This is a genomic window from Vibrio hepatarius (assembly GCF_043642085.1).
In the GTDB taxonomy this organism is placed as follows: Bacteria; Pseudomonadota; Gammaproteobacteria; order Enterobacterales; family Vibrionaceae; genus Vibrio; species Vibrio hepatarius_C.
In genome coordinates this window covers 146,792-167,591 of record NZ_JBHZSA010000006.1, presented here as the reverse complement: position 1 = coordinate 167,591, position 20,800 = coordinate 146,792, and the positions used below count along the sequence as shown (strand labels likewise).

General features: G+C 45.0%; 17 protein-coding genes and 4 tRNA genes. 10 read left to right on the top strand and 11 right to left on the bottom strand.

What is annotated here, in order from left to right; translation table 11 throughout:
* The first annotated feature begins 359 nt into the window (after window positions 1-359).
* Window positions 360-959, top strand: coding sequence for a YitT family protein (locus ACHUFZ_RS13840; RefSeq protein ID WP_394127614.1), 600 nt, complete (start codon window positions 360-362; stop codon window positions 957-959).
* Window positions 960-1,153: 194 nt separating this feature from the next.
* On the opposite strand, the gene vexH is transcribed toward ACHUFZ_RS13840, so the two are convergent.
* Together vexH and ACHUFZ_RS13830 are read right to left on the bottom strand one after the other, a co-directional pair.
* Window positions 1,154-4,276 carry a vibriobactin export RND transporter permease subunit VexH gene (gene vexH / locus ACHUFZ_RS13835; RefSeq protein WP_394127613.1) on the bottom strand — a complete coding sequence of 1,041 codons (3,123 nt, stop codon included), beginning with the start codon at window positions 4,274-4,276 and terminating at the stop codon, window positions 1,154-1,156.
* On the bottom strand, window positions 4,276-5,346 hold the full coding sequence (locus ACHUFZ_RS13830; RefSeq protein WP_394127612.1) for an efflux RND transporter periplasmic adaptor subunit: 1,071 nt from the start codon (window positions 5,344-5,346) through the stop codon (window positions 4,276-4,278). Before ACHUFZ_RS13830 ends, vexH begins: the two co-directional genes overlap by 1 nt.
* Before the next feature lie 267 nt (window positions 5,347-5,613).
* Between ACHUFZ_RS13830 and ACHUFZ_RS13825 the strand changes: the two genes are divergently transcribed.
* From ACHUFZ_RS13825 to ACHUFZ_RS13810, 4 genes are all read left to right on the top strand, one after another.
* Window positions 5,614-5,698: transfer RNA gene (locus tag ACHUFZ_RS13825), tRNA-Tyr, on the top strand.
* A gap of 106 nt (window positions 5,699-5,804) precedes the next feature.
* Window positions 5,805-5,889, top strand: a tRNA-Tyr gene (locus tag ACHUFZ_RS13820).
* A gap of 88 nt (window positions 5,890-5,977) precedes the next feature.
* Window positions 5,978-6,062: transfer RNA gene (locus ACHUFZ_RS13815), tRNA-Tyr, on the top strand.
* An 88-nt stretch (window positions 6,063-6,150) separates the two neighbouring features.
* Window positions 6,151-6,235, top strand: a tRNA-Tyr gene (locus ACHUFZ_RS13810).
* A 147-nt stretch (window positions 6,236-6,382) separates the two neighbouring features.
* Here ACHUFZ_RS13810 and treC read toward each other — a convergent pair.
* The 5 genes from treC to gmhB all read right to left on the bottom strand — a co-directional run bounded on the left by treC (window position 6,383) and on the right by gmhB (window position 11,721).
* On the bottom strand, window positions 6,383-8,065 hold the full coding sequence (treC, locus tag ACHUFZ_RS13805; protein WP_394127611.1) for an alpha,alpha-phosphotrehalase: 1,683 nt from the start codon (window positions 8,063-8,065) through the stop codon (window positions 6,383-6,385).
* Window positions 8,066-8,141: 76 nt separating this feature from the next.
* Window positions 8,142-9,566 (bottom strand): PTS trehalose transporter subunit IIBC, encoded by a 1,425-nt coding sequence (treB, locus tag ACHUFZ_RS13800; RefSeq protein ID WP_394127610.1) that lies wholly within the window; start codon window positions 9,564-9,566, stop codon window positions 8,142-8,144.
* A 193-nt stretch (window positions 9,567-9,759) separates the two neighbouring features.
* Window positions 9,760-10,707 (bottom strand): trehalose operon repressor TreR, encoded by a 948-nt coding sequence (gene treR / locus ACHUFZ_RS13795; protein WP_394127609.1) that lies wholly within the window; start codon window positions 10,705-10,707, stop codon window positions 9,760-9,762.
* Window positions 10,708-10,773: 66 nt separating this feature from the next.
* Complete coding sequence (locus ACHUFZ_RS13790) at window positions 10,774-11,121, bottom strand: MliC family protein (RefSeq protein ID WP_134837082.1); 348 nt, start codon at window positions 11,119-11,121, stop codon at window positions 10,774-10,776.
* A 48-nt stretch (window positions 11,122-11,169) separates the two neighbouring features.
* Entirely contained in the window at window positions 11,170-11,721 is a 552-nt protein-coding gene (gene gmhB, locus ACHUFZ_RS13785; protein WP_394127608.1) for a D-glycero-beta-D-manno-heptose 1,7-bisphosphate 7-phosphatase, read from the bottom strand.
* Window positions 11,722-12,037: 316 nt separating this feature from the next.
* Here gmhB and metN point away from each other — a divergent pair, with 316 nt between their 5' ends.
* From metN to ACHUFZ_RS13770, 3 genes are read left to right on the top strand one after another with little or no spacing between them, the layout of a single operon-like run.
* Entirely contained in the window at window positions 12,038-13,072 is a 1,035-nt protein-coding gene (metN, locus tag ACHUFZ_RS13780; RefSeq protein WP_394127607.1) for a methionine ABC transporter ATP-binding protein MetN, read from the top strand.
* Complete coding sequence (locus ACHUFZ_RS13775; RefSeq protein ID WP_004415195.1) at window positions 13,062-13,739, top strand: methionine ABC transporter permease; 678 nt, start codon at window positions 13,062-13,064, stop codon at window positions 13,737-13,739. The genes metN and ACHUFZ_RS13775 overlap by 11 nt, the downstream gene beginning before the upstream one ends.
* Before the next feature lie 41 nt (window positions 13,740-13,780).
* Window positions 13,781-14,590, top strand: a complete 810-nt coding sequence (locus ACHUFZ_RS13770) for a MetQ/NlpA family lipoprotein (protein ID WP_394127606.1) — start codon at window positions 13,781-13,783, stop codon at window positions 14,588-14,590.
* A 42-nt stretch (window positions 14,591-14,632) separates the two neighbouring features.
* Here ACHUFZ_RS13770 and ACHUFZ_RS13765 read toward each other — a convergent pair whose 3' ends face one another.
* The 4 genes from ACHUFZ_RS13765 to ACHUFZ_RS13750 all read right to left on the bottom strand — a co-directional run bounded on the left by ACHUFZ_RS13765 (window position 14,633) and on the right by ACHUFZ_RS13750 (window position 17,984).
* Window positions 14,633-15,415 (bottom strand): substrate-binding periplasmic protein, encoded by a 783-nt coding sequence (locus tag ACHUFZ_RS13765; RefSeq protein WP_394127605.1) that lies wholly within the window; start codon window positions 15,413-15,415, stop codon window positions 14,633-14,635.
* A gap of 209 nt (window positions 15,416-15,624) precedes the next feature.
* Complete coding sequence (locus ACHUFZ_RS13760; RefSeq protein WP_134837087.1) at window positions 15,625-17,211, bottom strand: AbgT family transporter; 1,587 nt, start codon at window positions 17,209-17,211, stop codon at window positions 15,625-15,627.
* Between the two features lie 386 nt (window positions 17,212-17,597).
* Window positions 17,598-17,723, bottom strand: coding sequence for a type B 50S ribosomal protein L36 (gene ykgO / locus ACHUFZ_RS13755; protein ID WP_005380299.1), 126 nt, complete (start codon window positions 17,721-17,723; stop codon window positions 17,598-17,600).
* The gene (locus tag ACHUFZ_RS13750; RefSeq protein ID WP_394127604.1) at window positions 17,724-17,984 is read right to left on the bottom strand and encodes a type B 50S ribosomal protein L31; all 261 of its coding nucleotides are present in this window, start codon (window positions 17,982-17,984) and stop codon (window positions 17,724-17,726) included. It abuts the gene before it with no gap.
* 121 nt (window positions 17,985-18,105) lie between these two features.
* Here ACHUFZ_RS13750 and tsaA point away from each other — a divergent pair, with 121 nt between their 5' ends.
* Window positions 18,106-18,801: a tRNA (N6-threonylcarbamoyladenosine(37)-N6)-methyltransferase TrmO gene (tsaA, locus tag ACHUFZ_RS13745; protein WP_394127603.1), complete on the top strand. Its 696-nt coding sequence runs from the start codon at window positions 18,106-18,108 to the stop codon at window positions 18,799-18,801.
* Window positions 18,802-18,913: 112 nt separating this feature from the next.
* Window positions 18,914-20,629, top strand: a complete 1,716-nt coding sequence (locus ACHUFZ_RS13740) for a proline--tRNA ligase (protein WP_394127602.1) — start codon at window positions 18,914-18,916, stop codon at window positions 20,627-20,629.
* The last annotated feature ends 171 nt before the right edge of the window (window positions 20,630-20,800 follow it).

Sequence of the window (20,800 nt, the reverse complement as noted above, 5' to 3'; positions counted from 1 at the left end):
TCCTGACTCAGATTAAGACTTAAAAATTGCAAAAAAACTGATTTTTGACCTCAACACCGACGTTTTTTACCTGACGCAAACGTTTGCATTAAGCTGATGACGCGCATTCTACATAATTTGATCTAGGTCATAAAGAGAAAAATTCATTTTTTCTCATGCAGTTTTTTCATAATGCTTTACGAAGAATATCATGATGACCCTTTCACCAAGTGTTTACTTAGCAAAGTGTCAATTTTCTCCTTTACACTCCGTAAAACGATAATTACATAGGTTTACCTTAAATTTCGCTCTCAAGCTACCGAAATCCTTCATTTTTAAATAGTATGCTCGCCATTATTTACTAGTTAAATTTCAAATTGATGGAAAAACACTCAAGAAAAGAAGATTGGATCGCAATTTTAACTGGCACCTTCTTAGTCGCTCAGGGCGTCTTCTTTTTACAATCAGCGTCACTACTGACTGGCGGCACCACGGGCTTAGCGCTATTGGCGAGTCAATTCGTACCTCTCTCTTTCGGTGTGCTTTATTTTGCTGCTAACTGCCCTTTTTACCTTTTAGCATGGAAACGCTTTGGTTCTCGCTTTGCATTTAACAGTGCAATTTCAGGCGCTTTAGTGTCAATCTTTGCCGATCACCTTTATTTAGTCATCAGTTTAGACAGCATCAACGCCGTTTATTGTGCCGTCGCTGGCGGATTACTGATGGGCTTAGGTATGTTGATCCTATTTCGCCACCGTTCAAGCTTGGGCGGTTTCAATGTCTTATGTCTGTTTATTCAAGACAAGTTTGGAATTTCGGTGGGTAAATCTCAACTCGCGATCGATTTTGTTATTTTGGTTGCGTCATTCTTCTTCGTATCGCCTGAAGTGATTGGCTTATCTATCCTTGGCACTATCGCTCTAAACCTAGTGCTAGCGATGAACCATAAGCCGACCCGTTATAGCGTGAATTACGGCTAACGAGTTGCAGAACAAAAAAAGAGGGTTGACGTGAAAACGTCAACCCTCTTTATTTTTCAAAACTTTACACTGTCGTCCCCAAGAACGAGGAACTCGTGAGTTGGGGGTCTCTTGAAGCGAGTCGAATACTCGATAAGATTCCCTACTCCTGCCTTCGTCAGTCTATGGAATGACAAGTTCCTAGAGCAACGCGATTAATTCAGCTCTCCGTGAGAAGTACGAGCCTTCACATCATGGCTAAGCTCTTTGTTTAGTTCTGCTTCCACATGACCCGGTGATTGGGTGGTTGCGGAAATCAAACGATACATCGCAGGGATTACGAACAAGGTCACCAGCGTCGCAAAGCCCATGCCGAAGAAGATTACCGTACCGACAGCGACTCGGCTTTCATAACCAGCACCTGTCGACATAATTAACGGAATCGCACCTGCCAATGTGGTAAATGCTGTCATCATAATTGGGCGAAGACGACGAGCAGAGGCATCAACAATCGCTTTTTCAAACTCAATACCGCGGTCACGTAGCTGGTTAGCAAACTCGACGATCAAAATACCATTCTTGGTTACCATACCAATCAACATGATCATGCCAATCTGACTGTAGATATTGAGGCCTTGATTCATCAAGAACAAGCCAAGGAAGCCACCAAATACCCCCATTGGAACGGTGAACATCACCACCAAAGGGTTGATAAAGCTTTCAAACTGAGCAGCCAGCACTAAGTAGGCCACCAGCAATGCCAAAGCAAACACAATCAGAATGCTCGATTGATTCTCTTTGTAGTCTTTAGACTCGCCAGAGTAGCTGACTGAGATATCACCTGGTAGCAACTCAATCGCTTGCTGATCAAGGAAGTCCAATGCCTCACCAAGCGTATAACCATCCGACAGGTTTGCCGTTACGGTAATCGCTTTTTGCTTGTTGTAGTGCGAAAGGCGGATTGATGATGCCACTTCTTCAATCTTAGTCACGGCATCGAGCGTTACTAGCTCTCCAGAAGCGGTGCGCATATAGATTTGGCTTAAGTCAGAAGCGTTGTTAAAGCTGTTCTCATCACCACGTAAATAAACGTCATACTCTTCGCCGCGCTCAACAAAGGTCGTTTCACTTTTACCACCGAGCATAATCTCGAGCGTTTCAGAGATATCTTGGACACTGATGCCGAGCTCAGCCGCGCGCTGCTTATCAACAGAGACCACCAGCTCTGGGGTTTTCTCAGAGTAGTTAATATCTGCGCCTTCCATAAACGGTGACTCTTCCGCTAACTGCTCTAACTTCTCTGCCCACTGTTTAAGCTCAGGGTAATCAGAGCCCCCAAGCACAAACTGAACAGGTTCGCTCGAACCACCACGGAAACCCGGCATGAATGGGAATACACGCACATCAGGAATACCCGCTAGCGCTTTACGTACTTGCCCTAACGCTTGCTGGGCGGTGACATCACGCTCATTCCAGTCATCCAGAATCATGATAACAAAGCCGGTCTGGTCACCCGCATTACCACCAAATGCAGGAGATTGAATGCTAAACGACTTCAAGAAACCTTGACCCAGCAATGGCATCAAACGCTCTTCGACAATGTCCATATTGGCTGACATACGGTTGTAACTGGTCGCGTCAGCACCGCGAACAAAGGCAAAAATCACACCACGGTCTTCAGACGGTGTTAGCTGAGCAGGCACTTGCTGCATTAGCCCCCAACTGCCGCCAATACAGGACATAATGATAAGCGGAGCCGCCCACTTCCATTTCAATGCGCCCTTGAGCACCTTTCGATATGCCGACTCTAAACGGCCAAACATACCATCAATGAAGATATTGAAGCGGTTTGGTTTTACATTCGCTTTGAGCAGCTTGCTGCCAAGAACAGGCGTCAGTGTCAATGCAATCAACGATGAGAAGATCACTGACATCGCAAGTAACACTGAGAACTCAGTAAATAGCAGACCAACCATGCCATCCATAAAGGAAATCGGCAGGAAAACCATCACCAACACTAGCGTGGTCGCAACCACAGCAAAGCCAACTTCTCGAGTACCCTTATAAGCGGCAAGCAGTGGCTTCTCGCCCCTTTCGATGTGGTGGAAGATGTTTTCTACCACCACAATCGCATCATCAACCACCAAACCAATCGACAAGATCAGCGCCATCAAAGTGATCAAGTTAATCGAAAAGCCAAAGTAATAAGCGGCAATGAAAGAGGAAATTAGTGATACCGGCACCGTCACCGCTGGGATTAAGGTTGCACGAGCTTGACCAATAAAGATATACAAAACCAGTACAACAAGACCACCAGTGATAAATAGCGTGCTGTACACCTCAGCTATTGAGCGTTCAATAAAGACCGTCGAGTCATAGTCAATCGCAAGACGAGTGCCATCTGGTAAAAACTGCTGAATATCTTCAACTTGCTTATGAACTAATGTCGCCACTTCCAGTGGGTTTGCGTCCGACTGAGGCACAATCCCCATACTCACGTTCACTACACCATCACTCTTAAAGGTCGAGTTTTCGTTCTCTGCCCCTATGTAGACGTCCGCCACATCACGCAGATAAATCGGCGTATTGTCGCTGGCACGTTTCACCACCAAGTATTCAAAGTCTTCAGCTTGGTTATAGCTGCGCGCAGTACGTACCGACATAACGATTTGATCGTTTCGCACCTCACCACCTGGGCTTTCAATATTTTCGCTGCGTAGTGCCGAAGTAATATCGGAGGTCGTCACGCCGCGGCCGGCCATTTGTTCAGGTTTGAGTTTTACGTACATGACTTTGTACAAGCCACCTGAAACATCGACCGAACTGACCCCTGAAATCAAGCTGAAACGGTCCATCAACACCCGCTCAACATAGTCGGTCAGTTGAGTTCGGTCCATTTCAGACGAACTAAGGTTGATATAGAGTGAGGCCTCACCGGAGCCGTTGTTTTTAAATACGATCGGATCATCGGCTTCATCTGGCAGTGAGCGCTGCGCACGAGCAACCGCATCACGCACATCACTGACCCCGGTATTAAGGTCATAACCTAGTTCAAAGGTAATGGTGATGCGCGACATACCATTACGCGTGGTTGACGAAATTTCATCAATACCACTTATCCCTGACAACTGGTCTTCAAGATTAGAGGTTATTTGGCTTTCAATAATAGTGGCTGAAGCGCCTTCATAACGCGTACTGATCGAAACAACCGGACTTTCAATGTCTGGCATTTCACGAACCGCTAACTTGTTAAAAGAGACAATACCGAATACGCACAGCAGTAAGCTGAGTACCACGGCGGCAACTGGTCTCTTTACAGAAACGTCAGATAACAGCATTAGTTCGCCCCTTCTTGGCTGTTATTCGCCACTTTCGGACGAGCGTCGCTGCCTAGCTCAGTCACCGCGATACCATCGCGCATATTGACGATGCCTTGCACGACAATCTTTTCACCAATCTCTAACCCTTGCTCAATCACGACTAGATTATCGACTCGCGCACCTAAAGTGACTTCTGTGCGTTGGGCTTTGCTGTCCTCACCAACCACATAAACAAAACGCTTAGTGCCAGAATACTCAAGTGCTTGAACTGGGATGATTGGCGCTTCAATAGCAGGGAAGTCCATATCCGCAGACACTAGCATGCCAGGCTTTAGATATTGTTCTGCGTTAGCGAAGTGGATACGTACACGTAAGTTTAAAGTTTCAGAGTTAATGCGTGAGTCTATGCCCACCACTTCACCTTCAAACTGTTGACTAGGCCATGCGGCGGTGGTGGCTTTTACTTTCATACCTTGCGATAGCTGAGAGAGGTAACGCTCTGGTACTTGTAGGTCGAGCTGCATAACGGAAAGGTTATCTAGATTGAGAAGTTCTGCACCCGCACTGACCATTTTGCCGCGGCTAAAGTCAACAAAGCCAACCGTGCCATCAAAAGGCGCACTGATATGGAGATCTTTCAAATTAGCATTGGCGGCATCAAGGCGGGCTTTGGCAATATCGACACTCGCTTGTTGAGCGTCAATCTCTGTCTGGGTTATCGCATTGCGCTTCACTAGACGCTGAAACTCTTTGAGTTTGCGTTGTTCATCTTTTAGGTAAGCATTAGCTTCAGTGACCGCGGCACGCGCTTTATCATCATTTAACTGCACCAAAAGCTGACCTTTACGCACCACTTGATTGGCTTTAACTGCAATAACGTCAACTTTACCTGTGACCTCAGGAGAAATGGTCACCGATTGCTCTGCGTCGAGTTTACCGACCAATTCAAGCGACTGAGACACTTCATGTGTCTGCACTTGTTCGGTCACAACCGTCACTGAAGGTGGCCCTTGCCTTTTAGCGTAAGCTGTTGGTACTGCTGCAATAATAGACAATGACAGCAAACTCAAAACAATTTTATTTTTCATAGTGAAGTTCTGTATAGAGTAATTACCCGTATTGTATCCCTTTATACTCATTTTAAACGTCAAGTAATGTAAAGAGGGCGAAATATTGTGTAAGTAAAACCGTTGATTGTTTAAGCTTTATGGTCAATTACTGCCATCTTTGCCCAAAAAGGCACCATTCAATTCAAAATTCTAAGAAAACGCTTTACAGCTTGAGCGAGTTTGCTATGATTCGCTCCGCACTTGAGCAATGTGTTGGGAAAACATTGTCTAAGTATAAAACACCCTGGAGGGGTTCCCGAGTGGCCAAAGGGATCAGACTGTAAATCTGCTGGCACTGCCTTCGATGGTTCGAATCCGTCCCCCTCCACCATATTTCTTCTTGTGCTTTCTTCAAGGTAAATAGCCTTTGTAGATAAGTTGTGAGAAACACTTGATTAACGTGTTGGGAAAACCTTAGTTAAGTATAAAAATACCCTGGAGGGGTTCCCGAGTGGCCAAAGGGATCAGACTGTAAATCTGCTGGCACTGCCTTCGATGGTTCGAATCCGTCCCCCTCCACCATATTCTTCTGTGATTAATCTATGAGTTAATTGTGGGAAACACTTGGACAACGTGTTGGGAAAACATTATCTAAGTATAAAAATACCCTGGAGGGGTTCCCGAGTGGCCAAAGGGATCAGACTGTAAATCTGCTGGCACTGCCTTCGATGGTTCGAATCCGTCCCCCTCCACCATATTCTTCTGTGATTAATCTATGAGTTAATTGTGGGAAACACTTGGACAACGTGTTGGGAAAACATTATCTAAGTATAAAAATACCCTGGAGGGGTTCCCGAGTGGCCAAAGGGATCAGACTGTAAATCTGCTGGCACTGCCTTCGATGGTTCGAATCCGTCCCCCTCCACCATATTCAAGAAAGCCAACTCACTGAGTTGGCTTTTTTCGTTTCTGCTGTCCACAAATCGCTCCCCCATCCACAATAGTCATCCAACAAGATCCAGATATAAAAAAGCCCCGACCAAAGCCGAGGCGATAACTAACATCATAGGGGGAGTTAGTTATTCATAACTAAGATGCGTGTTTCGTAAGGTCTAAGCACCTGATGTTGCGACACTCTATCAGCCTGAAGATCATAGTTAGCTAAAACATACTCAGCCTTATCACAATCAAACTCGTCAGGTAATACACACTCTGCTTCTTCACCATAGTAGTTATTCAAGCAGATTAACGTCTGGCTTTCAGACTTACGCTGGTAACCAAAAATAGCACTGTGTTGTGGATAGAGATCCACATAGTTACCTGTGGTGATCACTTCAATCTCTTTACGCAGCTTAATGAGTTGCTGATAGAAGTAAAATACAGAGTCATCATCAGCGACTGCTTTTTCGGCATTAATATCTGGGTAGTTTTTCGCAACCTCAAGCCATGGTTGGCCTTTAGAAAATCCAGCATACGCTTCGCTGTTCCACTGCATTGGGGTACGAGAATTATCACGGGATTTCTGCGCTAAGATAGCGATCATCTCATCATGGCTAACACCTTGTTGATTGACCATGATGTCGTACATATTGGTACTTTCAACATCACGGTATTGCTCAATCGAGGTGTAACCTGGGTTGGTCATGCCGATCTCTTCACCTTGATAGATATACGGCGTGCCTTGCATCATATGGATTGATGCACCAAGCATTTTTGCTGATTCAGCTCGATACTGTTGATCATTGCCTAAGCGGCTCACGACACGAGGCTGATCGTGGTTACACCAAAATAGCGCACCCCAACCTTTACCATTTAAGCCGGTTTGCCAATGATTGAAGATCTGTTTTAGCTGTAGAAAATCAAATGGCGCTTTAGTCCACTTCTCACCATTTGGGTAATCTGCTTTAAGATGATGGAAATTAAACACCATAGATAACTCTTTGTTATCTCGTGATGAATACTGCTGACAATGTTCTAGAGTGGTCGAAGACATCTCTCCCACCGTTACGCTGCCATATTTCTGGAATACTGCTTCGCTGATCTCTTGTAAGTACTCATGCACGCGTGGTCCATCGGTATAGAAACGACGACCATCACCAATCTCATCACTTGGGAAGTCTTGCTGTTTAGAAATAAGGTTAATCACATCTAAACGGAAACCATCGACGCCCTTCTCTGCCCAAAAGCTGATCACTTCTTTTACTTCGGCGCGAACGGTTGGGTTTTCCCAGTTTAAATCCGCTTGCTCTCTAGCAAATAGGTGCAGGAAGTATTGACCACTTTTCTCATCAAGCTCCCAAGCACTACCGCCAAACTTTGATTGCCAGTTGTTCGGCGCTTGACCTTCAATCGGATCTTTCCAGATGTAGTAATCACGATAAGAGCTATTCTTATCAGCCAAAGCCGATTGGAACCAGTGATGCTCAGTAGAGGTATGATTGACCACGATATCCATAATGATTCGAATACCGCGCTGATGCGCTTCAGACAGCAGCTGGTCGAAATCTTCCATACTGCCAAAGTCAGGGTTAATCGCGTAGTAATCAGAAATGTCATAGCCATTGTCAATCATCGGAGATTGGTAGACTGGGGTTAACCAGATCGCATCGGTACCTAATAGCTTGAGGTAGTCGAGCTTAGAGATAATGCCTTGAATATCCCCCGTCCCTTTACTGCCGCTATCACAAAAGCTCTTTGGATAGATTTGGTAGATAGACGCTGTTTTCCACCAATTTGCATCATTAACCTTCGTTATCATGACTAAACTCACTTACCAAAAATAAAAATCATTAAAAACGGAGCGGCAAACCGCCGCTCCAAATCAGGAGGAATAATTAAGCGTTAGCAGGCTCTAGCTCGCCTTTCATTTGCGCACGCTTGTAGAAGAACAGAGTTAATGCTGCTGGAACTGCAATAGCCACTAGCATAGCGATGCCAAAGATACCCCAGAACTGTGGTTGAATAGATAGAATGCCTGGTAGACCGCCAACACCGATGCCATTCGCCATCACGCCTGCACTACCACAAATAGCCGCTGCAATCGCACTACCAATCATAGCGCTCAGCATTGGGAACTTGTATTTCAGGTTGATGCCGTACATAGCAGGCTCTGTTACACCTAGGTAAGCAGAGATAGCCGCTGGTACTGAGATATCGCGTTCACCGTGCTTTTTACTGATAAGAATGATGCCGACAACTGCTGATGCTTGAGCAATGTTTGATAGGGCAATCAATGGCCAGATTGGGGTTCCACCAAGTTCTTGCATTAGCTGCAGGTCAACCGCGTTAGTCGTGTGGTGAATACCGGTAATCACCAATGGCGCATAGAGGAAACCGAATATCATTGAACCAATCATGGCGAAATCACCTGTCATCGCTGCTTTGGCAGCAAACGCAACACCATCACCTAATACGCGACCAAACGGACCGATTAGCGAGTGAGCAAGCACAACAGAAACAATGATAGATACAAACGGAACCACTACTAAATACAAGTATGATGGGACGATTCGCTTTAGGTTGGTTTCAATAAACGCCAGCGCCACACCAGCCAGCATTGCAGGAATGACCTGAGCCTGATAACCGACTTTTTCAATCACAAATAAACCAAAGTCCCACACTTCTGGAACTTGCTTACCAATCAAATAAGCGTTCATCAACTGTGGCGACACCAATGTGACACCTAAAGTAATGCCAAGAATAGGCGTACCACCAAGCTTCTTAACCGTAGACCAACACACACCGACAGGAAGGAAGAAGAAGATCGCTTCACCAATCAACCATAGGAAGCTATGTACTGTTGCCCAAAATTGGCTAATTTCAGTCAGCGACTGACCATCAAACATTTTGATGTCGCCAATCACGTTACGGAAACCAAGAATTAGACCACCAGTAATGATGGCAGGAAGCAGCGGTACAAAAATTTCAGCAAGATGGGAAATACCGCGTTCCAAGATGTTCATGTTCTGGCGAGCGGCTTGTTTGGCTTCGTCTTTTGACGCTTCGCTCTTACCTGCTAGCTCGATAAGTACCTTGTACACTTCATCAACTTCAGTACCAATCACCACTTGGAACTGACCTGCGTTAGTAAAGCAGCCCTTAACTAACGGCAGGGCTTCTAGTGCTTTCTCATCGGCTTTACTTGTATCGTTTAATACGAAGCGAAGGCGAGTTAGGCAGTGGCTTACGCTCGCAATATTGTCACGCCCACCGACTAATTCAATTAGACGCTCAACTTCTTGTTTCGCTATCTTACTCATATCCATGTCCACCCTAATTGGATTCTCATTCTGTTCAATTCAAATTGACTTGATGTTCTTGGTTTTATATTTATGGGAACATTCCCAATTATGGTTATTATACTGTCAGATCTGACCTAGAATAAAAATGGGAACAGTCCCATTAATTGAATAAGATCACAGTATAATTTTAAATCACTTTAGAAATAATGGCTTATAGCGCGAGCGGTTCTTGAGTAAGATGAACCTGCTCTTTTTCACCATTTATATTAGAGATCAACAGGTTAGCCGCTTTTTCACCGGCTAATGAATAACCTGGATCTATGCTGAATACTTTGGGGAAAAGGAAAGAAAGTAGCTCATTACCTCCAACGCCTGTAACGACGACATCTTCGCGATTGAGCTCTTGCAAACGCTTGATCACACCTAAGGCTAGGGTATCACTGGCACACACAATGGCTTCAGTCTGCTCAGTCAAAACATTATCCACCAGCAAATAAGCGCTTTCGTGGTTTAGCTGTCCGGTTTGATAGTGGGCCTCAACCGAATGGCGTTGACACCAATTTAGGTAGGCATCGAGGCGTAGCTTACCGGTGGTTTTATCGCTAGGATCGACACCGATAAAGCCAATCTTATCGACATCCTTTTCTTGTAGGTACTCCAAAGCTTTGGTAATGACCAGAGCATTATCGTAGTTAATCGAAGAGACTTTGTCGGTATCCATGGCGATAACAACGCTACGATTTTGCCAGCTGGAAAGCTTGTCGATATCGAAATCGCTAAAGCCGAATACGATCACACCATCGACATTACGCTTCTTTAGCACATCAAGATGATCATTGGTTTTATCGCGATCAAATTGGCTTTCCATGATAACCACATCATAGCCTGCAGCATAAAGAGTGTTGAGCATACTGCCGACCGCTTTATTCTCTGATGGCGAGTCCAAACGAGAGATAATCACCCCAACCACTTTTTGACTGCCACCACGCATCGATTGGGCAGATTTAGAAGGCACGTAACCGGACTCTTGAATCACACGTTCGACTTTTTCGCGTGTCGCTGGCTTTACTTTAGGATCGTTCGTCAACACACGTGATACGGTCGATTTGCCAACGCCAGACAGTTTGGCGATATCAAGAATGGTTAGTTTTCTGCTCATAGATTCTTTTGGGTGCTTAAATGAAGTGAAGGAGGCAAACATTCAGCCTCCTGTCATGATGGGCTATTATTCTTCGGTTACACAGTTCTTGTAAACGACGCGACCCAACTCTAAGCGAGCTTGATTGCCTTTTGTGAAAAGCGTCACTGGATTTAGCGTCTCAGAAGTACCGTCATCAAGAATATACTTCACTCCTGAGCCTGAACGTACTCGCACTAGACGGTAATCATTTTCAGGAAGACGTAACAAAGCTTTAGGTTCATTTGGCATATAAGCCACCTTAAAGCTTTTATCATCTTGGCAAGCATAGCTTTTAAACTCACCTTGATATGCGCTCTTTGGTTCCACTGCGTTATATGAACACCCAATAAGACCCACGCCAACAAGAGCGATTAATAGTGCACGATACTTCATCAAAACCTCCAGAGAAAATAGAGGCCGCACGTGGCGACCTATTAGAGTTTATTTAATTAGGTATGCAGGAACATCTTTTATGCTATCGAGCACAACGGATGCTATCTCCTCACCCTTTTCTGTCACTGGCTTACCTGTACGGACTAAGATCTTGGTCCCTACACCAGCGGCTTCTGCAGCCATCATATCTTCAGCTTTATCGCCAACCATGACAGAGTTAGCCATATCAATTTTTAAGAAATCACGAGCAGAGATAAACATACCCGGCTTTGGCTTACGGCAATCGCAATCTTCTTTATACTTGCCTTGACCATGTTCAGCATGGTGAGGACAGTAGTAAAAACCATCGAACTCAACACCATTGTCGACAAAGTTCCAGTCCATCCACTGAGTTAAATCTAGGAAGCGGTCTTCACTGAATTTACCACGTGCAATACCAGACTGGTTGGTCACTAAGACAAGCAGGTAGCCCATCTCTTTCAGTTTTTTGGTCGCCTCAAACACGCCTTCAATAAATTCAAAATCGTGCTCATCGTGTACATAGCCATGATCTACGTTAATCACGCCATCACGATCTAAAAAGACTGCTGGTTTTGCCAAAATATGCTTCTCGTTATTTGCTTTATATAAAGAAGATTATACCCAAGTCGTTGCAATATACCATCTTATCAAGAGCGGCCCCTCCTCTGTCATAGAGAAGCAAAGGTTGGTAAATTTAGCGATATTCTGGCGGTCAAGCATGGCGCTTATTGCCTTAATCTCTATCTAATGACAAATTGATTTGGCTCAAAATACGTTTAGACGTCTAGACGTAAAAATATCTATTGACAGTTTTCACGCAAAGCCATAGCATCCTCTAGTAAATGAGATATAGTTCAAAATAATCTACTGCTCCTAAGCTGAAACGAGTTTCTCGATGATTGAAATTAATCAAGTAAATAAGGTGTTCTATCAAGGTACTAAGGAAATTCATGCCTTGAAAGAGATTAACCTACAGATCCCACAGGGAAATATCTTTGGTGTTATTGGCTCGTCAGGAGCAGGTAAAAGCACACTTATCCGTTGTGTAAACATGCTAGAAGCACCAACCACAGGCTCTATTGTTGTTGATGGTGTGGATCTCACTAAGCTATCAAAATCAGAGCTGTGTGAAGCTCGCCGTAACATCGGTATGATTTTCCAGCACTTTAACTTGCTCTCTTCACGTACTGTGTTTGACAACGTCGCACTACCTTTAGAACTAGCTGGTAAAGATAAAGATCATATTTCAGTAAAAGTGACCGAGTTACTAAAACTGGTTGGCTTAGCGGATAAGCATGAAAGCTACCCAGCAAACTTAAGTGGTGGTCAAAAGCAGCGCGTGGCGATTGCTCGCGCTTTAGCGTCTGATCCTAAAGTTCTTCTGTGTGATGAAGCGACTAGCGCACTTGATCCAGCAACGACTCAATCGATTCTTGAGCTGCTGAAAGAGATCAACCGTAAACTCAATATCACTATCCTACTTATCACCCATGAAATGGATGTGGTGAAAAGCATCTGTCATGAAGTGGCAATCATTGGTGGTGGTGAATTGGTTGAGAAAGGTACGGTTGGCGAGATTTTCGCTCACCCTAAAACAGAGTTGGCACACCAATTTATTCGCTCGACGCTCGACCTGTCGATTCCCGAGGACTATCAAGCTCGCCTGCAAGAGACTCGCGTTGAAGGAAGCTACCCGCTTGTTCGCTTAGAGTTTACTGGTGCGACCGTTGATGCCCCACTAATGACGCAGATTGCGCGCAAGTTCAATATTGATGTCAGCATCCTAAGCTCGGATCTTGATTACGCTGGCGGTGTTAAGTTCGGCATGATGGTGGCTGAACTATTTGGAAATGAACAAGATGACAATGCAGCGATTGAGTTCCTGCGTGAGCACAATGTAAAAGTAGAGGTGCTAGGTTATGTCCTTTAATGAAATTTCACAGTGGCTGAGCCTCAACAGCAACCTATTGCTTGGTGCAACGTGGGAAACACTCTATATGGTAGCAGTTGCGGGTATCGTTGGCTTTGCCGTGGGTATTCCACTCGGCGTTATTCTTCATACAACCAAGAAAGGCGGACTGCTAGAGAATACTAAGCTAAATGGCATTCTCGGCGCTGTGGTCAACGTAGGCCGCTCAGTACCATTCTTAGTCTTGATGGTGGCAATCATTCCAGTGACTAAGCTATTAGTTGGCACCTTTATCGGCACAACGGCGGCCATCGTACCACTCACAATTGGCGCAATCCCATTTGTTGCTCGCCTGATTGAAGGCGCGCTACTTGAAGTACCGACTGGCTTGGTTGAAGCGGCGCAATCTATGGGCGCAACACCAATGCAAATTATTTCTAAGGTACTGCTTCCTGAAGCAATGCCTACGATTGTTAACTCAGTAACGATTACCCTAGTAACACTTGTCAGCTACTCAGCCATGGCTGGTACGGTAGGCGGTGGCGGTCTAGGTGATGTCGCAATTCGCTACGGCTTCCACCGCTACGATGTGGTGATTATGGCCGTGACCGTTGTGATGCTAATCGTACTAGTACAAATTATTCAATCTATTGGTGATGCGATTGTTCGTCGCGTTGATCACCGCTAAAAATATAACCAATTCACAGATTTATTCATAAGGAGATAGTGATGAAATTCAGTCTTAAAGGTCTTTTGACTATCGCAGCAGCAGCGTCTGCACTAGTTCTAGCAGGTTGTGGCGAAAAAGAAGTCGACACAAGCAAAGTAAAAGTGGGTGTAATGGCAGGTGCTGAAGCACAAGTTGCAGAAGTAGCCGCTAAAGTCGCTAAAGAGAAGTTCGGCCTAGAGGTAGAGCTTGTTACCTTTACTGATTATGTAACGCCTAACGCGGCACTGGATGACGGCTCTATCGACATCAACGCATTCCAGCACAAGCCATACCTAGATCAGCAAGTAACTGACCGTGGCTACAAGCTAACAATCGCAGGCAATACGTTTGTATACCCAATCGCTGGTTACTCTAAGCAAGTAAAATCGGTTGATGAGATTCAAGAAGGCGCTCGTATCGCAGTACCAAACGATCCAACTAACCTAGGTCGTTCTCTATTACTCCTTGAGCAACAAGGTCTACTTAAGCTACGTGAAGGCGCAGGTCTGCTAGCTACCGTTCGTGACATCGTAGAAAACCCTAAAAACATCACGATTGTTGAACTAGACGCAGCTCAGCTTCCTCGTTCTCTCGATGACGTGGCACTTTCTGTAATCAACACAACTTACGCTAGCTCTATCAACCTTACTCCACAAAAAGATGGTGTTTTTGTTGAAGATAAAGAGTCTCCATACGTAAACCTAATCGTTGCGCGTGAAGACAATGCACAAGCTGAAAACGTAACTAACTTCGTTAAAGCTTACCAAACTGAAGAAGTTTACTCAGCAGCATCTGACATCTTCCAAGGTGGCGTAGTTAAAGGTTGGTAATCACTTACTAGCTTATGAACTCTAAGGGCTAGCGTTGATACGCTAGCCCTTTTCTTTTTGGTTCATCACTCTTAAACGATTGAAGTAGTTGTCAATAATCGCTTCATAACGGCCATCCCCTTTCATATCACGCAATACTTGATCAAACCTGTCTCTTAACGAATCCCGCTCACGCAGCTTCGAAAAGGCGATATAGCTGGGTGTTGCCTCAATCGGTGGGGAGAGAATTTCTAGCACATCTTCTAGCTGCTCGCTCGCCATGATACTCCGAGCACCAAAATCGTTATTGACCCAGACGTCAGCGCGGTCTGTCCGGACTAAATGAGCACAGTCTTGAGTCTTATTACGCCTAAACACAATTCGAAAACGCCTTTCTGCCAACAGAGTATCCATCTGCTTGCCATAACTAACCCGGTTAACAACACAAATCGAGACATCCGATAAATCGCGAGTCAGAAAGTTATCACTCTTGATCTTGCTTTGCGCTTTAACCACTAAGCTGATGTTTTGGGTAAACAGTACTTGACTGCTGTAATCGGCGAATTGCTCACGGGTGGGATTCTTAAAAGCGGTGAAGATGGCATCAGAGCGGCCAAACTGCACATTGTTCAATGCTCTCGCCCAGGGTAGGACTTCTATCGAGATCGGCACCTCCAGCTCTGCAAAGACCGCCTCGACTAACTCTATCGCAACACCTGACACCTCGCCCTCATCAGTCACAATATAAGGAGGATACTCAAGCGTGACTAACTGTATCGGAGGCGTGCTCCACGCATTAAACGAAAGCAGGCAAGCCAAAGCAAAAAAAGCACAGCGCCTAATCATAATGTGTCGGCTCTTAAGCTAAGGAGCTAGGTCAAAAGCCACTGCATGCGACGAAATTGTACTCATACTACGTATTCTCCTCCGAGCTAACACCTCATAGAGTTAAGTAAAGTTCACCACTATCACTTGTCAACTTGCATAACGGCGTGCCTAAACCAAAAAAGCCAGAGCAAGTGCTCTGGCTTTTAAATTTAGGCTATCGACATAGATTAAGGCGTGTAGTACGTTGCTGCACCAGGACCTACAGGTAGACCTAGAACGAATACCCAAATGTAGAACAGTAGACTCCAACCTACGATGAAGCAGATTGAGTAAGGTAGCATAGTTGCAATCAGTGTACCGATACCTAGGTTCTTCATGTAACGAGTTGCTACCGCTAGGATTAGACCGAAGTAGCTCATCATTGGAGTGATGATGTTAGTTGTTGAATCACCGATACGGTAAGCCGCCTGAATTGTTTCAGGAGCGTAGCCAACTAGCATTAGCATTGGAACGAAGATTGGCGCTGTAACAGCCCACTGAGCCGATGCTGAACCGATCATTAGGTTGATGAAGCCACACATTAGGATAAATGCGAAGAACAGCATTGGGCCAGTTAGACCGATTTCCTGTAGGAAGCTAGCACCTGCTACTGCGAATACTTGACCAAAGTTAGTCCACTTGAAGAACGCAACAAACTGAGCAGCGAAGAATACAAGTACGATGTACATACCCATAGAAGACATCGACTTCGCCATTGCATCAATCACGTCACGGTCAGTCTTCATTGAGCCTGTTACTTTACCGTAAACGAAACCTGGGATTGCAAAGAATACGAAGATAAACGCTACGATACTTTTCAGGAATGGCGAACCTGCCACTGTACCTGTCGCTGAACGTAGAACACCGTCTTCAGGAACGATTGTCCAAGCAAGAAGTGCTGATACAGCAACAACCGCTAGGCCTGCCAGTTTTAGACCTTTCTTCTCAATGTCAGTGAGTTTGCCCATTGAGTCATTAGATAGGTCTTCAGACGCTTCTTCATCGTTGTATTTGCCAAGTTTTGGCTCAACGATTTTCTCAGTTACGAACGCACCCGTAATAGCAATGAAGAAAGTCGATACAAACATGAAGTACCAGTTAACTTCAGGACCTACCGTGTAAGATGGGTCAATCATCTGAGCTGCAGTTTCTGTGATACCAGAAAGCAGTGGGTCAACGGTACCGATTAGAAGGTTTGCAGAGTAACCACCTGATACACCCGCAAATGCCGCCGCAAGACCTGCAAGAGGGTGACGACCTAACGAGTGGAATAGCATTGCTGCTAATGGGATTAGAACAACGTAACCAAGCTCTGATGCGGTATTTGAAATGATACCAGCAAATACAACCGTCACAGTAACCATACGCTTAGAAGCGCCCATTACCATGCCACGCATTGCTGCAGATAGAAGACCAGAGTGCTCAGCAATAGCAACACCAAGCATTGCTACTAAAACTGTACCTAGCGGTGCAAAGCCAACAAAGTTTTTAACTAGGTTAGTTACGATAAGCTGTAAGCCTTCAGCATTTAATAGGCTCACAACGTGGATCATGCCGTCAGCAGCACGACCTTTAGCACCTTCTGGGCGAGGATCCATAACAGATACTTCGAAGTAACCAGCGATGCCTGAAGTGACTAGAATCGCAACACAGAAGATTGCAAATAGTGTGATCGGATGGGGTAATAGGTTCCCCAAATACTCAACGCCATCGAGAAAACGAGTAAATAAAGGTTTCTTTGGCGAATTATTTTTAATTGAAGCAGATGAACTCATCTGTTCCCTCCTTGTAGTTATTCCTGCGCATTTGTGACAAAAATGTTCCAAATGCCAGCGCAGAGTACTCGACAAAAGACTCAATTAGAAACGTAAAATGTTACAAAGTGTGTAACAAATCATAATATTTAACGCCATTTGAACAAAAAATTAGCAAATAACACCAAATTACAAACTTAAGTTAGATTTATAATTTGTATAAATACATTCATTCTATTTATAACTAGCACTGTAACTTACTGATTCAACGACCGTAAAAATAGCAAACCTTGTTTGAAACTACGTTTAACGCAGAATTTCATGACTCTCACGTTCAATTTGTTCTTTAACCACTTAGGAGGGAGCTTTTTGTTCAACTTTGCACAATGATCACACCGAATAGGTGCTTACTTTTGCACCGCTTTAAATCTCGGGTTGGTTTTGCAAATGACATACAGTCGCCCTCTTCGCTTTACGATCTGACAATCAGGATGACGACTCTTGGCACTTTTTAACGATTTAACGACCTTCATTTACTCTTCTCCTTTTGAAAACTGGGCAAAACGACGGTTAAAGTTAGCCACACGTCCTTCTTTTTGAATCACGCGCTGTTTACCGGTGTAGTAAGGGTGCGATTTCGATGAAACCTCAACGGTGAAGTATGGGTAGGTCTTGCCATCTTTCCATTCGATGGTTCGGTCTGTTTGTAACGTTGAACCAATAACAAAATACTCATCAATACTAGTATCGTGAAACACCACTTGGCGATATTCAGGGTGGATGTTCTGCTTCATTTCTATCTCCTATATTTACATTGCTATGTTATAACATTGCAATTAATAATCATTATCAACAAAAGATGCAAGAGGTTTTTGTGATATTTTCTTTTCAGAGTGATAGTGAAGAGAGACAAACATGTACTCCATAGAACCGATCGGTTTCGTTGAATCTCCATATAAAGAGAAGTTTGCCGTACCTCGTCAACCAAGACTGGTCACCTCAGCGACCTCTAGGGTACGCCTTTGTGGCGCCATAAATTGCCTTGAAGCTGTACGCGGGATCGAACAATTCAGTCATGTGTGGCTGCTATTTCTATTTGATCAAAACCTTGAGGCGGGGTGGAAGCCTACGGTTAGACCTCCACGCTTAGGTGGCAATGAGCGCATCGGAGTGTTGGCGTCTCGCTCGACATTCAGACCTAATGGTATTGGCATGTCGGCGGTTGAGTTAAAAGGCGTCACACAGCAAGGCGATCAAATCTATCTTGAACTGGGTAACGTCGATCTTGTTGATCAAACCCCTATCGTGGATATTAAGCCTTATATCCCTTATTCAGATTCGGTAGCAGGCGCACTTGGCGGATACGCAGAGCTTGAGCCCGAAACAGCGCAGGTCATCTTCACTGAACAGGCTAAAGAGGTGCTTGAAAAGCGTAAGGAAGGGATGATGGAGAGTAAGGTGATTGAGCAAGTCTTAGCTCAAGACCCTCGCCCGGCCTATAAGAAAAACAAAGCCGATAACAAAGAGTATGCGGTCAACTTGTTCGACTTAAACGTAAAATTCACTGTTGAGGGCAATTTCGTCACGGTTACGTCGATCGAATGCTTTTGACAAAGCCAATTGGCTGATATTATAGACGGCTTAGCAAATTTCCCTGTATGGGGACTTCATGCTCCTGTCCATTCTGGCTTGAGTATTCAACTTTAATAAACGGATAAATTTAATGCGTACCAGTAATTATCTTCTTTCTACTCTGAAGGAGACTCCAAACGACGCAGAAGTAGTAAGCCACCAGCTTATGCTACGTGCAGGTATGATCCGTAAGCTAGCTTCAGGTCTTTACACCTGGCTACCTACTGGTCTACGTGTATTGCGTAAAGTCGAAAACATCGTTCGTCAAGAGATCGACAATGCAGGTGCTGTCGAAACTCTGATGCCCGTTGTTCAGCCGTTTGAACTATGGGAAGAGACAGGTCGTTCTGAAAAGATGGGCCCTGAGCTACTTCGCTTTACTGATCGCCATACTCGTCCGTTTGTTCTTAGCCCAACTGCTGAAGAGGTTATCACTAGCCTTGTTCGCAACGAAGTAAGCTCGTACAAACAGCTTCCTCTTAACCTATACCAAATCCAGACTAAGTTCCGTGATGAGCGCCGCCCACGTTTTGGCGTAATGCGTGCACGTGAATTCTGCATGATGGATGCATACAGCTTCGACATCGATAAAGCTGGCCTAGAGCAATCTTACCAAGCGATGCACGATGCTTACTGTAAAGCATTCGATCGCATGGGCCTTGAGTACCGTCCAGTACTGGCTGACTCTGGCGCTATCGGCGGTAGTGGCTCTCAAGAGTTCCACGTACTAGCAGAAAGCGGCGAAGACCTAATCGCGTTCTCTACTGAGTCTGATTACGCAGCGAACATCGAGAAAGCAGAAGCAGCAGCGCCTGCAGGTGAGCGTGCGCAGCCAACTCAAGAAATGACGCTGGTTGATACGCCAAATGCGAAAACTATTGCTGAGCTTGTTGAACAGTTCGACATGCCTATCGAGAAGACAGTTAAGACGCTTTTCGTTAAAGCATCTGATGAAGTAGATGCCGATATCATCGCGCTTATCATCCGTGGCGATCACGAACTGAACGAAGTGAAAGCTGAGAACCTTCCTCAAGTTGCTGCCCCTCTAGAGATGGCAACGGAAGAAGAAATTCGTGCACTGATTGGCGCAGGCCCTGGTTCTCTTGGCCCAGTAGGTCTTGAGCTACCATTCATTGTTGACCGCACAGTGGCTATGATGAGCGACTTTGGCGCAGGTGCTAACGTTGATGACAAACACTACTTCGGTATCAACTGGGGTCGTGACGTTGAACTAGGCCAAATTGAAGATCTACGTAACGTCGTGGAAGGCGATCCAAGCCCATGTGGTCAAGGTACGCTAATGCTGAAGCGTGGTATCGAAGTCGGTCACATCTTCCAGCTAGGCAATGTTTACTCTCAAGCCATGAACTGTGGTGTTCTTGGTCCTGACGGTAAAAACGTAATCCTAGAGATGGGTTGTTACGGTATCGGTGTATCACGTGTTGTTGCTTCTGCAATCGAGCAGAACCACGATAAATACGGCATCATCTGGCCAGACGCACTAGCACCTTTCCAAGTAGCTATCGTGCCAATGAACATGCACAAGTCAGAAGAAGTGAAAGAAGCGGCTGAGAAGCTGTACGCTGAACTGACGGCTATGGGTATCGAAGTTCTATTCGACGACCGTAAAGAGCGCCCAGGCGTTATGTTCTCTGATATGGAACTTATCGGTGTTCCTCACACTATCGTGATCGGTGATCGTTCGATGAAAGAAGGCAACTTCGAGTACAAGAACCGCCGTAACGGTGAGAAAACGGCAGTAGCGATGGCTGACATTGTTGAGCACGTTAAAGCGCAACTTGCTTAAGTTGTTTAACGCTTAGATACGAAAAAGGCTGATGTGAAAACATCAGCCTTTTTTAATGGAATTTAAAAGTAGATAACGTCATCCTCAAGAATGAAGAACGAATGAATTGGGGGAGCTCTTGAAGCAAATCGAACACTTGATGAGATTCCCTACTCCTTCCTTCGTCAGTCT

What these genes read in the sequence shown, in the direction of transcription:
- ykgO (WP_005380299.1), bottom strand. Translation starts at nt 17,723, where the DNA reads ATGAAGGTCGTTAAATCGTTAAAAAGTGCCAAGAGTCGTCATCCTGAT.
- vexH (WP_394127613.1), bottom strand. Translation starts at nt 4,276, where the DNA reads ATGCTGTTATCTGACGTTTCTGTAAAGAGACCAGTTGCCGCCGTGGTA.
- treB (WP_394127610.1), bottom strand. Translation starts at nt 9,566, where the DNA reads ATGAGTAAGATAGCGAAACAAGAAGTTGAGCGTCTAATTGAATTAGTC.
- tsaA (WP_394127603.1), top strand. Translation starts at nt 18,106, where the DNA reads ATGTACTCCATAGAACCGATCGGTTTCGTTGAATCTCCATATAAAGAG.
- ACHUFZ_RS13830 (WP_394127612.1), bottom strand. Translation starts at nt 5,346, where the DNA reads ATGAAAAATAAAATTGTTTTGAGTTTGCTGTCATTGTCTATTATTGCA.
- treR (WP_394127609.1), bottom strand. Translation starts at nt 10,707, where the DNA reads ATGAGCAGAAAACTAACCATTCTTGATATCGCCAAACTGTCTGGCGTT.
- ACHUFZ_RS13840 (WP_394127614.1), top strand. Translation starts at nt 360, where the DNA reads ATGGAAAAACACTCAAGAAAAGAAGATTGGATCGCAATTTTAACTGGC.
- metN (WP_394127607.1), top strand. Translation starts at nt 12,038, where the DNA reads ATGATTGAAATTAATCAAGTAAATAAGGTGTTCTATCAAGGTACTAAG.
- ACHUFZ_RS13740 (WP_394127602.1), top strand. Translation starts at nt 18,914, where the DNA reads ATGCGTACCAGTAATTATCTTCTTTCTACTCTGAAGGAGACTCCAAAC.
- ACHUFZ_RS13775 (WP_004415195.1), top strand. Translation starts at nt 13,062, where the DNA reads ATGTCCTTTAATGAAATTTCACAGTGGCTGAGCCTCAACAGCAACCTA.
- ACHUFZ_RS13790 (WP_134837082.1), bottom strand. Translation starts at nt 11,121, where the DNA reads ATGAAGTATCGTGCACTATTAATCGCTCTTGTTGGCGTGGGTCTTATT.
- ACHUFZ_RS13760 (WP_134837087.1), bottom strand. Translation starts at nt 17,211, where the DNA reads ATGAGTTCATCTGCTTCAATTAAAAATAATTCGCCAAAGAAACCTTTA.
- treC (WP_394127611.1), bottom strand. Translation starts at nt 8,065, where the DNA reads ATGATAACGAAGGTTAATGATGCAAATTGGTGGAAAACAGCGTCTATC.
- ACHUFZ_RS13750 (WP_394127604.1), bottom strand. Translation starts at nt 17,984, where the DNA reads ATGAAGCAGAACATCCACCCTGAATATCGCCAAGTGGTGTTTCACGAT.
- ACHUFZ_RS13765 (WP_394127605.1), bottom strand. Translation starts at nt 15,415, where the DNA reads ATGATTAGGCGCTGTGCTTTTTTTGCTTTGGCTTGCCTGCTTTCGTTT.
- ACHUFZ_RS13770 (WP_394127606.1), top strand. Translation starts at nt 13,781, where the DNA reads ATGAAATTCAGTCTTAAAGGTCTTTTGACTATCGCAGCAGCAGCGTCT.